Origin of the sequence: Oceanobacillus sp. FSL K6-3682 (genome assembly GCF_037976165.1) — a bacterium.
GTDB classification, from domain to species: Bacteria; Bacillota; Bacilli; order Bacillales; family Amphibacillaceae; genus Oceanobacillus; species Oceanobacillus sojae.
On record NZ_CP150263.1, the window covers coordinates 1,281,132 to 1,292,936 of the forward strand.

The 11,805-nt window shown below is 37.3% G+C and carries 14 protein-coding genes; 10 read left to right on the forward strand and 4 right to left on the reverse strand.

Annotated features, from left to right (window positions below):
- The first annotated feature begins 17 nt into the window (after positions 1 to 17).
- Complete coding sequence (locus MHH51_RS06580) at positions 18 to 818, forward strand: ABC transporter permease subunit (RefSeq protein ID WP_339285109.1); 801 nt, start codon at positions 18 to 20, stop codon at positions 816 to 818.
- A gap of 41 nt (positions 819 to 859) precedes the next feature.
- A complete protein-coding gene (locus MHH51_RS06585) occupies positions 860 to 1,615 on the forward strand; it encodes a tyrosine-protein phosphatase (protein ID WP_339285110.1) in 756 nt (251 codons plus the stop codon).
- A 160-nt stretch (positions 1,616 to 1,775) separates the two neighbouring features.
- On the opposite strand, the gene MHH51_RS06590 is transcribed toward MHH51_RS06585, so the two are convergent.
- Both MHH51_RS06590 and MHH51_RS06595 read right to left on the reverse strand, forming a co-directional pair.
- Entirely contained in the window at positions 1,776 to 2,630 is an 855-nt protein-coding gene (locus MHH51_RS06590; protein ID WP_156988383.1) for an arginase family protein, read from the reverse strand.
- 51 nt (positions 2,631 to 2,681) lie between these two features.
- Positions 2,682 to 3,536, reverse strand: a complete 855-nt coding sequence (locus MHH51_RS06595; RefSeq protein WP_339285112.1) for a MerR family transcriptional regulator — start codon at positions 3,534 to 3,536, stop codon at positions 2,682 to 2,684.
- 299 nt (positions 3,537 to 3,835) lie between these two features.
- Here MHH51_RS06595 and sda point away from each other — a divergent pair, with 299 nt between their 5' ends.
- Together sda and MHH51_RS06605 are read left to right on the forward strand one after the other, a co-directional pair.
- Complete coding sequence (gene sda / locus MHH51_RS06600) at positions 3,836 to 4,012, forward strand: sporulation histidine kinase inhibitor Sda (protein ID WP_147212018.1); 177 nt, start codon at positions 3,836 to 3,838, stop codon at positions 4,010 to 4,012.
- A 274-nt stretch (positions 4,013 to 4,286) separates the two neighbouring features.
- Positions 4,287 to 4,646, forward strand: coding sequence for a Lin0512 family protein (locus MHH51_RS06605; protein WP_147212017.1), 360 nt, complete (start codon positions 4,287 to 4,289; stop codon positions 4,644 to 4,646).
- A gap of 369 nt (positions 4,647 to 5,015) precedes the next feature.
- Here MHH51_RS06605 and MHH51_RS06610 read toward each other — a convergent pair whose 3' ends face one another.
- The gene (locus tag MHH51_RS06610; protein WP_147212016.1) at positions 5,016 to 5,615 is read right to left on the reverse strand and encodes a TetR/AcrR family transcriptional regulator; all 600 of its coding nucleotides are present in this window, start codon (positions 5,613 to 5,615) and stop codon (positions 5,016 to 5,018) included.
- A gap of 308 nt (positions 5,616 to 5,923) precedes the next feature.
- Here MHH51_RS06610 and MHH51_RS06615 point away from each other — a divergent pair, with 308 nt between their 5' ends.
- The 4 genes from MHH51_RS06615 (at position 5,924) to MHH51_RS06630 (ending at position 10,173) form a co-directional block, all read left to right on the forward strand.
- The gene (locus MHH51_RS06615; RefSeq protein ID WP_339285115.1) at positions 5,924 to 6,805 is read left to right on the forward strand and encodes an ABC transporter ATP-binding protein; all 882 of its coding nucleotides are present in this window, start codon (positions 5,924 to 5,926) and stop codon (positions 6,803 to 6,805) included.
- Between the two features lie 25 nt (positions 6,806 to 6,830).
- On the forward strand, positions 6,831 to 8,444 hold the full coding sequence (locus MHH51_RS06620) for a tetronasin resistance protein (protein ID WP_339285116.1): 1,614 nt from the start codon (positions 6,831 to 6,833) through the stop codon (positions 8,442 to 8,444).
- A gap of 208 nt (positions 8,445 to 8,652) precedes the next feature.
- Positions 8,653 to 8,961, forward strand: a complete 309-nt coding sequence (locus MHH51_RS06625; RefSeq protein ID WP_156988379.1) for a PadR family transcriptional regulator — start codon at positions 8,653 to 8,655, stop codon at positions 8,959 to 8,961.
- 18 nt (positions 8,962 to 8,979) lie between these two features.
- Positions 8,980 to 10,173 carry a chromate transporter gene (locus tag MHH51_RS06630; RefSeq protein WP_339285118.1) on the forward strand — a complete coding sequence of 398 codons (1,194 nt, stop codon included), beginning with the start codon at positions 8,980 to 8,982 and terminating at the stop codon, positions 10,171 to 10,173.
- 98 nt (positions 10,174 to 10,271) lie between these two features.
- Here the strand turns inward: MHH51_RS06630 and MHH51_RS06635 are convergent, their stop codons facing one another.
- The gene (locus tag MHH51_RS06635) at positions 10,272 to 10,964 is read right to left on the reverse strand and encodes an aspartate/glutamate racemase family protein (RefSeq protein WP_339285120.1); all 693 of its coding nucleotides are present in this window, start codon (positions 10,962 to 10,964) and stop codon (positions 10,272 to 10,274) included.
- Between the two features lie 196 nt (positions 10,965 to 11,160).
- Between MHH51_RS06635 and MHH51_RS06640 the strand changes: the two genes are divergently transcribed.
- Together MHH51_RS06640 and copZ are read left to right on the forward strand one after the other, a co-directional pair.
- A complete protein-coding gene (locus tag MHH51_RS06640; protein ID WP_339285122.1) occupies positions 11,161 to 11,508 on the forward strand; it encodes a metal-sensing transcriptional repressor in 348 nt (115 codons plus the stop codon).
- 75 nt (positions 11,509 to 11,583) lie between these two features.
- The gene (gene copZ, locus MHH51_RS06645; RefSeq protein WP_077604021.1) at positions 11,584 to 11,790 is read left to right on the forward strand and encodes a copper chaperone CopZ; all 207 of its coding nucleotides are present in this window, start codon (positions 11,584 to 11,586) and stop codon (positions 11,788 to 11,790) included.
- Positions 11,791 to 11,805: the final 15 nt, after the last annotated feature.

Here is an 11,805-nt window from a genome sequence, read left to right on the forward strand (position 1 = left end):
GAAGGGAGTGAATTTCAATGGAAATGAATTATATCCGTGTAACATCTAAAGGATCTATTTGGAAAATGATTCTATTGGTTGCTGCACTTGTATCGATATTTGTATTAGCTGCAATGTTGATAAATCTCAATTTAGAACAATTTTTTGCAAGGCTGGAGAATGTCCCTGGCGTTTTGAACAGTATGATGGCGATTGACGCTTCTATTATTCCAGCTGCGCTATTAGAGCTTGTGACGAGTTTATCTTTAGCCTTTTTAGCATTAGTCGTTGGGGTATTTTTAGCGATAATTCTTAGTTTCTTAGCAGCATCAAATATAACACCAAATAACTTTTTATCCAGTTTTATAAAAGGTTCCTTTGCGGTTATTCGTTCGATCCCATCATTGGTCTGGGGATTAATGGTTATCGCAAGCCTGGGTTTTGGAAATACATCCGGCTTCATTGCCATGTTATTTTCTGCCATTGGCTACCTGGTAAAAATGTTTACAGGAAGTATTGAAGATGCTGGATATGATGTTATTGAGGCAATGCGTTCAACAGGTGCTTCTTGGTTTAATATTGTCTATCACGGGCTGTTGCCGCTTTGCATCACTTCCCTTGTCGCTTGGATTACGGTCCGGTTTGAAGGAAATATATCCGAATCTATCAGTCTGGGAATCATTGGTGTGGGTGGAATTGGACTGCTGCTTACACAGGCAATAGGAACATACAATTATGCGCAAACAACAACAATAGTTATCATTATCTGCAGCTTTATGCTTATCATTGAATTTTTAATGACACGAATTAAAAGTAAAATTACACATGGCAGCAGGTAATGAATGAATAAATAAAATTATAGTGGAGGAGAGAATACTTTATGAAAAATGCAGCATTAAACTGGGTTCGTTTACCGCTTGAAGGTGTGGAGAATTGCCGTGAATTAGGCGGGTACAGTACTGAAAATGGAGAACAGGTGAAATGGCATGCATTCATAAGATCAAGTGATATGCATAATTTAACGAAGGATGACAGTTCCTTTTTAGAAGCTTATGGTGTGAAAACGGTCATTGATTTACGCGGAACAGATGAAGTGGAAGAGCACCCGAATCCGCTCGCTGAAGCTAATTTTTGTGATTATCACAACATCCCGTTTGCCGGGCAGCCGATATTGGAGGCCGACGCTTTGAAGAATCTGACTATGGGCGATTTTTATGTAAAAATGCTTGAGGAAAGTCCTTATGTACAGGTAGTTTTTAACATTATTGATCAGGCAGCAGACGGAGGCGTGCTATTTCACTGTGTAGCAGGAAAGGATCGTACCGGAGTTTTAGCCATGTTATTGCTGGGACTAGCCGGCGTGGAGAAAAAAGATATTATCTCCAACTACGAAGTGACATATACCAATTTGGAGTCTTTTCATCAATTTGATAAAGGTGGCACAGCTCTTTTTGAGGTACCTAAAGAATTCCTGTATTCCAGCAGAGAATATATAATCCGTGCTTATGATTATCTTGAGGAAACATATGGAAATGTTGAGGAATATTTATTAGCAAAAGGTGTGGAACAGGATGCTTTGGATCGGGTAAAAGGAAGGCTTGGACAAGAAACTGGTGCAGCTTCTGTTGTTGAATAGAATTTCTAGTGAAATAGCATTATACTTATGGATACATATTACTGATTGAATGATTTATAGATAGATAATTTTAATTGAAAAAGGATTTTCGTATCGAAATATGACGCGAAAATCCTTTTTCTACGGGTAAATTTTCTGTGCCCGATTCTTTTAGAGCTTACTAGCTAAAAATATCTAACGCAGATAACGTATTCTTCAGGGTTATCTCATCCCAAGGTAAAAACTCTGCTACAGTCAAGCCTACAACTTGATTTTCTTTAAAAATATCTGTCAGTATATTTAATAATTCTTCTGGTGTCATTTTGCCAGATTCTGAAGGGAATTCCGTAACTCCTGGTTCGGAAAAGTATAAAGACCGGAACAACGCAGGGTCTAACACGTCTAAATCAAGATGAACAGCTATTTTAGTAAAACCATTTTCGTTAATCCATTTTTGGATGCCTTCCATTTTTAAATGCTCTTTATCCTGCACCGTATAATTTAATTTTAAATCATTTAATATATTCGCTTCTAAATCATTTGGTGCCTGCATTCCGACATATAAAAAGGAATCAGGAGTAAAGGGGAATTTTACATCTTTAGATAATTCTGGATCTCCTTTACCTAAGAGATTACCTAGCACCATAGCATGTTCATGATAAAAGATATCTGGAGTAGAAACATCAGGATGAGAATCTATCCAAATAACACCAAGTTCATTTCCATATTTGCCATGCAGATAATCAAAAGGGGCCTGAGATACTAAGCAGTTTCCTCCAAATGTAATAATTTTATCGGGCATTTCTTCAGCTAGCACCTGAGCTGCCATATTTACATTTTCTTTCACAACAGATTGAGCAACGACACCATTTTCTTTTTCTAATCCCTCGCCTTTTGGCTTTTCAATCTCTAATTTAATCTCTTTTTGATTATCATTTTTCGGAGCTAACCATGAAAGCAGCTCCGCACCCAAATAATACGCCTGCTTGTTACCTCCTTGCCAGTCGGGAGCTATTAACCGAATTGTTTTCATCATATTATCTACTCCTTTCATGATTAAATCATAAAGTCTATAGCAGCTATAGAGTCAATCTTTTTCTTTTAATTTAATTCTAAGTTCTGTTATAAAATCATCTTCTTCATAGGAGAAGTATCTATTAGGCAAAGAAACCTCGTAGACAGGCCCTGTAGTATTCAGTTTATTTTTACGAAGGTAATCATATAACGTTTTGTAGTATTGAAAATATTGAGCCTCAGACCATTGAAAGCAAATGCAGATATACCTTCCTTCTGAAATATGTTTTTTTGTTATATCTGATTGTGATTCTTCAGGTAATTGTTCATCTCCAAGTAAGGTTGTATAGATACTGGAATAAATAATGTGATCAGTACCCTGATAGTCTTTCAAATCATAAACACATCCATAGAAGTTATCAACGGACCTATTTTTCTGTGTTTCTAATAAGTATGCCAAATCACGCATGTATACGTCCGGATTGCCGTAAGGGGTAAGGTCTGTTGTAGAGAGATGCAGCTGAACCTGTTCTGCTACAGAACGGGTATAAATTTGTCCATGTGGCCGATTTGCTAACGTGTTTTGTTCTTTTATCTGGAGTTTGCGGTGATGAAGCATTCTTTGGGCTTGTTTAAGCTGATGTATTTTATTATCAATAATACCCCCTTGCTCCTCTAAAAAAGGCAGCATTTGTACGGCGTCTTTTTTCATTACTTCTCTAATTTGATTTAGTGGTGTATCTATATATTTTAGGTATTTTATAATATCCAGATAAAAGAATTGTTTTTCATGATAATATCTGTAATTACTTTCAGGATCTATAAAAGCGGGTGTGAATAAACCCATTTTATCGTAATATCTTAATGTCTGGATAGGAATATTATTTAATTTAGCCGTCTCTCCAATAGAGTACAAATTTTTGTACATATAACATTCTCCTCGTTTGGTTAATCTCTTTCTAATAATAAGGTAAACAATCGCTCTAACAAAAGAATTTAACTTCAAATAAGAGCATCAAGACATAGTCATTGCTATTATTTCTGCGAAGTATATCCCTGTTTGTTTATATTGTGATTATTATAAAGTCATGAAAAATGTCGTTTTCTCAGTATTTATTGTCGCAATATTTTGCCCTTTTTGTCTCACTTTGTAATATTTTAGATAGATTCTACTTCTGATTATTCAAAAATCAAAGGATTCAAAATGCAAATGTGGGAGGAATATCCATGAACAGTCTCAGGCATTTGTCAGATGAACTCTTAAAGGAGTCTCTGAGAAATGCAACCGAATTAAAGCTGGAACAGAATTTTTGTACAACTTTAAAGAATGAAATCAAGAAACGGGAAGAAAGCAGTGGGGAAAAATACTACGAAAGCGGTGACATGAAGAATACTTTAGAATGATGATAGAGATAGAATAATTATAGTTTCATCGCTCTGTAATCAGTAATTGTCGAAATCAGAAGTAGAATCCTTCCAGCCTTATACTGAGGCTGGAAGAGGCAGCGTTCGTACTGAATTGTACGTAACGCTGTCTTTTTTTATAGCTAGGTCATTATTTGTATATAGGCGGGCAGAGGAAGCATAGTTTTTACTTTTTCAAAAAACGGGTATATGTAGAAGCAAGACATTCATGTGTTATAAAGAAATATTGAATAATCTGGGAGGAGAGAAAAACATGGAACAAATGATATTTATTCAGACAGGTACAGGAGTAGATTTACATGGGCAGGATGTCAATCAGGCAGCAGAACGTGCTGTTATCAACGCGATTTATACTAATTCAATGCCAGGCATTCAGAACAGCCTGCCTGATCAAAATCTAAATAATATGAAGGTAAATGTGAAATTAGGTATTCCTAGGGATATAGAACATTTGGATGAGGAAAAAATTAAAAAATTGGTACCGTATGGAACAGTAACGGTGGAAAAATTAGAGGGCGGATTAGCTACTACGAGTGGAATCTATTTAAGCGATCAAGAGGATAAAAATGATTTAATGTACATTGTTAATGCAGTAGTTGAAGTGGGATATTAGGAAGAATGAGAAGGGCATGAAGGCAAATCTTTGAGCAGTACCAGTATCCCATATTGGCATGAAATATGACTAGTTATGCAAAAGAAGTTGGGTGACCCCCAGCTTTTTTTGTGCCAAAGTATAAAACTCTCCTACTGCATAAGCGCAACTAACGGTTATCATTTAAAAGCTTGATGACTACTAAGTTTTATAATAAAAAAACCACCCTTTGTAAAAAGAGTGGGAAATTCCACAAGAACCAGTCACGAATCACAGAAATTACCTTAGCCAGGTTGGCGAGGCTTCTAGGTTAAGATAGCTTTTTTGAAGAAAAAAGGATTAAAGAGTCTAAAGCTGGTCAAAAGAAAATGTAGAAGAGCACTTTAAGCATTAATCTTTCTTCGGCGCAATTCCTTTAATTAACATTTCTGTCCACTCTTCCGTATAAGGTGCAATTCTTTCATATATCTGCGGGCTGGAAATTCCTTCTACAATCGCTTGAAAATACAAAAGCAGAAATTCATCTGAATATTTTAAGTCCACCTTTCCTTCTTTACGGCCCCTATGAAATAAATCCAGCATCATGCCGTAATTTTCCTGAGTATATTTTTGCATCATGACGGACCAGCCTTCCTCGTCTTTTTCCGTTAAATATGCCATCATTTTAAGATAGAAGGATTGATTAATTTGATTTAAAAATTTGATTTTATTTTGACTTAATGCAATGAGTGTTTCATCAAATGGCTTATTTTCATTCATAATATCACTTGCAGTATCGATCATTTTTTCTAAGTAATACTTAAAAACCTCATGAATAAGATTGTCTTTGCTGCCAAAATACTTAAAGAGGGTGGCTTTCCCCACATTGGCATGTTTAGCAATTTTATCCATGGTTATATTTTTGCCTACCTCATTTCTATTCATCAGCTCAAAGGCTGCTTCCAATATATTCTTTTTCTTTTCTTCTGTTCTTTTTTCAAAACCATTCAAATTTATTACCTGCTTTCTGTCACGCATTCATTTCAAAAATTTCTTCACAGAAGCGTGTTTCTTCCTATTTATTATATATGTCTAATTATGAACTGGCAAATAAAAAATAGTATTTATCTTATTGACTAATGACTAAGAAAGGAATAATATTGAACTATAAAATATTATTATGGTTTAAAATTTTATTTTTAATGCATTAAAATGAACTGAAATCATATTAATAGTTTTATTCGGATGTATTACGTTCTTAAATGAAAAAGCAAGCTAAAACAGGATATTAAATTGCAGAAAGAAGGAGTGTCAGCATTATGACAGAAATTGTGAAGATAAAAGGTCTGCAAAAGAAGTTTGGTAAATTTCAGGCGTTAAGTGATGTGACATTCAGAGTTGGAGCAGGAGAAGTTGTCGGCTTTATCGGCCCCAATGGAGCTGGTAAATCAACAACAATCCGTGCTTTATTAGGAATTATCAAGCGCGATGCCGGGATAGCAGAGATTTTTGGAAAGGACGTCTGGAAGGATAGCTTGGAAATTCATAAACGTATTTCATATGTTCCAGGAGATGTTGCACTTTGGGGGAGCCTGACAGGTGGAGAAATTATTGACTTGTTTATGAAGCTGCATGGCGGCGGAGATAAGCAAAAACGTGATTATTTAATTAAACGTTTTGAATTGGATCCGAAGAAAAAATCGAAAGGGTACTCGAAAGGCAACCGTCAAAAGGTTGGGTTAATTGCAGCATTATCCGTGGATTCTGACTTATATATTTTTGATGAGCCGACTTCCGGACTTGATCCTTTAATGGAAGCAGTTTTTCAGGAGGAGGTAGAAAAAATCAAGGAAGCAGGAAAATCTATTTTGCTCTCTTCTCATATTTTGAGCGAGGTAGAGCGTTTAGCTGACAGGGTTGTTATTATTCGTCAGGGAGAGATTGTAGAATCGGGGACATTGGATGAATTAAGGCATCTGACCCGTTCTGCTGTAACCTTAGCAACGGAAAAAGATGTTTCGAAAATGGAGACTGTAGAGGGTGTGCATGATTTTATGCAAAAAGATAATCAAGCAACCTTTTCTGCTGACAACAAGTATATCAATGACATTTTAATGGAAGCAACCAAGCTGGGTGTGAAGAAATTTGAAGCGGTTCCGCCAACACTTGAGGATTTATTTATGCGTCATTATGAGGGTTAAGCGTTGATGGGGAGGTGAAAGAACAATGAAAGGAAAATTTGCACGATGGGATATATTGTTTTTGCAATATCTGAAGCGTGATTGGAAAAAAATTATTTTTTGGATTCTCGGAATTGGCTTATTTTCAGGAGGGTTTGTACCTGCTTTTGAAGAAATAGCAAAAGGGCAGAGTTTGATAGGGATGTTTGAGACATTGCAAAACCCGGCGATGGTTTCCATGGTTGGTCCTACCCCGGTTGAAACAGCGGCTGATTATACAATAGGCGCGATGTATGCGCATGAAATGTTATTGTTCTGCAGTTTGTTTGCAATGATTATGGCTGTTTTACACGTGATTGGACATACCCGTAAGGAAGAAGATCTCGGATTGACAGAGCTGGTACGCTCCTTTCAAATTGGACGGCAGGCCAACTCACTTGCGGCAATGGCAGAGGTTGTTGTCATTAATATCATATTAGCGCTTTTCATTAGTGCTCTGCTTATCGTTTTTAATGTAGATACGATTTCATTCCAAGGCTCCTTTTTATTTGGAGCATCTATTGGAATGGCTGGTGTCATTGGAGCAGTAATCGGCCTGGTGATGGCGCAAATTATGCCGGTTTCCTCCAGTGCAACAGGTTCTGCCCTGGGAATCGTTGGTCTGCTTTATATTGCTCGTGCCGGCACGGATGTTTCCAATGTGGACTTTTCTATGTTTAATCTGCTCGGCTGGACGTACTTGACCTATCCATTTACAGATAACAACTGGCTGCCAATTATTTTTGCCTTGATTTTCAGTGTTGTGATGGTAATCCTTGCTTTTGCGCTCGAGGGCGGTCGTGATATAGGCGCTGGTTATCTGCCGGAAAGAGAAGGACGGGAAAATGCAAAAAGGTCTCTATTATCTGTTCGGGGATTATTCATCAAGCTGAATAGAGGAGTTACTATCGGCTGGCTGATTGGTTTTGGAGTAATGGGCGCTGCTTACGGTTCCATTTACGGAGATATGCAAACCTTTCTGGAAAGTAATGAGATGATGAAGCAAAAGTTTGCCCAATCTGGTGTATCCATTGAAGAATCCTTTACTGGTACGATTATGATGGTGATGATGGTGTTAGTTTCGATTCTTCCGATTGTGGTTGTGAATAAGCTTTTCGCTGAAGAAAGCCGTCAGCATTTAAGTCAGCTTCACGCTACCAAAGTCACCCGGGGCCAATTTTACTGGACGACAATCGGTTTAGCTGTTATTGCCGGATTAATCGGTACGCTGCTAGCTGCGGGAGGGCTTGGCGGTACAGCTATTTCAGTAATGGAAGACAGTGCTGCAATGGATATCAGTGATTTTCTGGCAGCGGGTTATAACTTCCTTCCATCGGTTTTATTCTTTACGGCATTGGCAGCTTTAGCACTTGGCTGGGCTCCTAAACTCGGGAAGGTTGTTTATGCGTATCTCGGTTATTCCTTTATCTTAAATTACTTTGACGGTATTTTGGATTTACCGGAGTGGTTTTTAAAAACAGCTGTACAAAGCTGGATTCCACAAATGCCGACAGACAGCTTCGATGCGCCTGTGTTTATTACGATTACCGTAATCAGTATCGTTCTGATGATTGTTGGTTATCTCGGCTATAACAGACGGGATATGATAGAAGGAGCTTAACCCTGAGTAAGTAAATATATGTTTAAATATTAAAAGTCAATTTGATCCATATGTATATGGGGCGGATTGGCTTTTTCTATATTCGATTCGTTTGTAAAGTTTATGTAAAGTCTTATTGTAATGGGTTGCAAGGGTTATGTACCGATGATAAATTAATAACGAAATCCGATATCAAGTTTAGATATTGATAGTGCAGGAGACGATTCCATTGGAAGATAAATTATTAAGAAAGTTATTTTTAGGATTTATGCAAATACATATTCTGTATCATGCAATGGAAGAACCTATTTTTGGTGCATGGATGCTGGGTGAGTTGAGAAGGCATGGCTATACGATAAGTCCTGGCACCCTGTACCCAATTCTTCATTCCATGGAAAAGGATGGACTTTTGCGTATGGAGGAACGTAATGTAGACGGGAAAATAAGAAAATATTACACTGCTACAGAAAAAGGGGAGGAGGTTCTGGTGGAAGGCCGGGAGAAGGCATATGAACTGTTTAAAGAAATAATAGATTGATAGGAAAGGGTGTGTAAAATGAAGCATAGTGAAGAAAAAGGAAAATTAAAGCTTCTATTAGAAATTCTGTTTATTTCTGCACGGCTGGGATTGACATCCTTTGGCGGACCGATAGCGCATCTTGGATATTTTCATGAAGAATATGTCCGGAAAAGAAAATGGATGGATGAAAGAAGTTACAGCGATCTGGTTGCCCTGTGTCAATTTTTGCCGGGGCCTGCCAGCAGTCAAGTCGGTATAGGAATCGGCGTCATGCGTGGAGGGGTACCCGGAGGAATTCTTGCTTTTATCGGCTTTACACTTCCTTCTGTACTGGCATTAATTATACTTGCTTTGTTTTTACAAGGCTCATCTATGGAAGGAGCCGGTTGGATTCAGGGACTAAAAATTGTCGCAGTAGCTATAGTGGCGCATGCGATTTTGGGAATGGCCCCAAAATTGACACCTGATTTAAAGCGCAAATCGATTGCATTGTTTGCTTTAATAATAACTTTATTATGGCAAACTGCCTTTATACAAGTTGGTGTTATTTTACTAGCAGGACTGATTGGCTATATAGTTTATAAAAATCATGCTGATAATGAGAAAGCGGATTTTATTTTCCCGATTTCCCAAAAGCTGGGGGTAATCTGTTTATCGTTATTTTTTGGACTGCTTGTTTTTCTTCCTATTTTAAGAGAGATGACCACATTGAATTGGATTGCTATGTTTGATAGTTTTTATCGCTCTGGATCTCTTGTTTTTGGTGGAGGACATGTTGTTTTGCCGTTGCTGGAGCGTGAATTTGTCCCGACAGGCTGGATGGACGAAGCTTCGTTTTTAGCTGGCTACGGGGCCACACAGGCAGTTCCCGGTCCATTATTTACATTTGCTGCCTATATCGGAGCTGTTATCAGCGGGTGGAAGGGTGGATTAGTAGCAACTGTGGCTATTTTTTTACCGGCATTTCTGCTTATCTTAGGCGCACTGCCTTTTTGGAATCAAATAAGAAGCAATCATAAAATGAAAGGTGCGCTTATGGGTGTGAATGCTGCTGTAGTAGGAATATTAATTTCCGCTTTCTATCATCCTATTTGGACGAGCACAATTCTTGAGCCGATTGATTTTGCTTTTGCTGCCATCCTTTTTAGTATGCTGGTTTACTTCAAGCTGCCTCCTTGGATCATTGTTGTGACTGGAGCTCTTGGGGGTACGTTTATATCCATGTTATAAAGTAAATTCTAAAAACAGTGGGCTACGAAGAAGAACCCGCTGTTTTAGGATGATAGCTGAAGCTGTTTCACCATATAATGCCAAGCTATTAAATGTGATTAAATTCCTAACGCTTTATGAACAGCCTCTATGGCATGTATTTCAGCAGTATCAAATAAAGGTACTTCGGAATCCTCCTGCTTAACTAACATTCCAATTTCCGTACATCCCAGAATGATTCCTTCTGCACCCTGATTAATTAAGTGATGGATAACTTCCTTGTAATCGTTTCTTGATGATTGTTTAATATTACCCAAACACAGCTCTTCAAAGATAATCTTATTAATTATTTCTCTTTCCGTATCGTCAGGTATTAAAATGTTTATCCCATTTGACTTGATCCGCGCTTTATAAAAATCCTGTTCCATCGTGTATTTGGTGCCCAGCAATCCAACTGTATGCAGATTGGACTTTGCTATTTGATTGGCGGTTGCATCTGCAATATGAAGGACAGGAATATCAATTCTTGCTTCTATATCCTTCACTACTTTATGCATGGTGTTTGTACAAATAACGATAAAATCTGCTCCTGATTTTTCTAATGAATAAGCTGCATCTCCTAAGCGTTTCCCTGCTTCGTCCCATCTGCCTTCTGCCTGGAATCGTTCAATTTCTTCAAAATCAACGCTGTATAAAAGACATTTAGCAGAGTGTAATCCACCTAACTTACTTTTAACTTCTTCATTGATGATTCGATAATATTCAGCTGAAGATTCCCAACTCATTCCACCTATCAGGCCAATTGTTTTCATAAGAATACCTCCGCTATCTGCTTTTTTTATTTCCTTCATTATACAGTATTATATATATACTATCTGCTGGTATATAAACCTTTTTTGTTTTTTAGACAAATAATAATAATTCGACATACCTTATAGGGGTATAGTATGATGGATTTATAAACAAATTAGTCTTAACTAATCCTTGAAATAAGAGAGGAGAATAGATATGGGGAAAACAGCGGAACAAATGAATCCGATAGATCAGAAGAAAATGTGTTGTATGGAAGAAGGAGAAGAGTCCGGCACGCATATGCCGGATGAGCTTCAACGAAATTTAATGAATCGCATGAGCCGGATTGAAGGACAGGTCAAAGGAGTTAAACGAATGATTGACCGGAATGTATATTGTGATGATATTTTAACGCAAATGTCGGCGGTACAATCTGCACTGCATTCTGTTTCACGTCTGCTTCTGGAAAGTCATATAAATACTTGTGTAATTGATAGGTTAGAGAATAAAGATCCTGAAATCGTAACAGAATTTATGACAACTATCTCAAAAATAATGAAATAAAAAATTTTATTATTGACAATACCTATCTAGGGTATGGTAATATGAAAGTGGATTTAAAATTAGGAGGTAATTTACATGGAAAATATAACACTTAATGTACAAGGAATGTCATGTGGCCATTGCGTCAATTCTATTGAAGGAAACGTAGGAGAATTAGATGGAGTTGAATCAGTAAAAGTGCATTTAGAAGATGGAAAAGTAGATGTAACATACAATGCTGATAAAGTAGAATTAAAAGATATTACAGAAGTAATAGAAGAACAAGGCTATGATGTTGCTTAAATAAAAGGGAGTAAT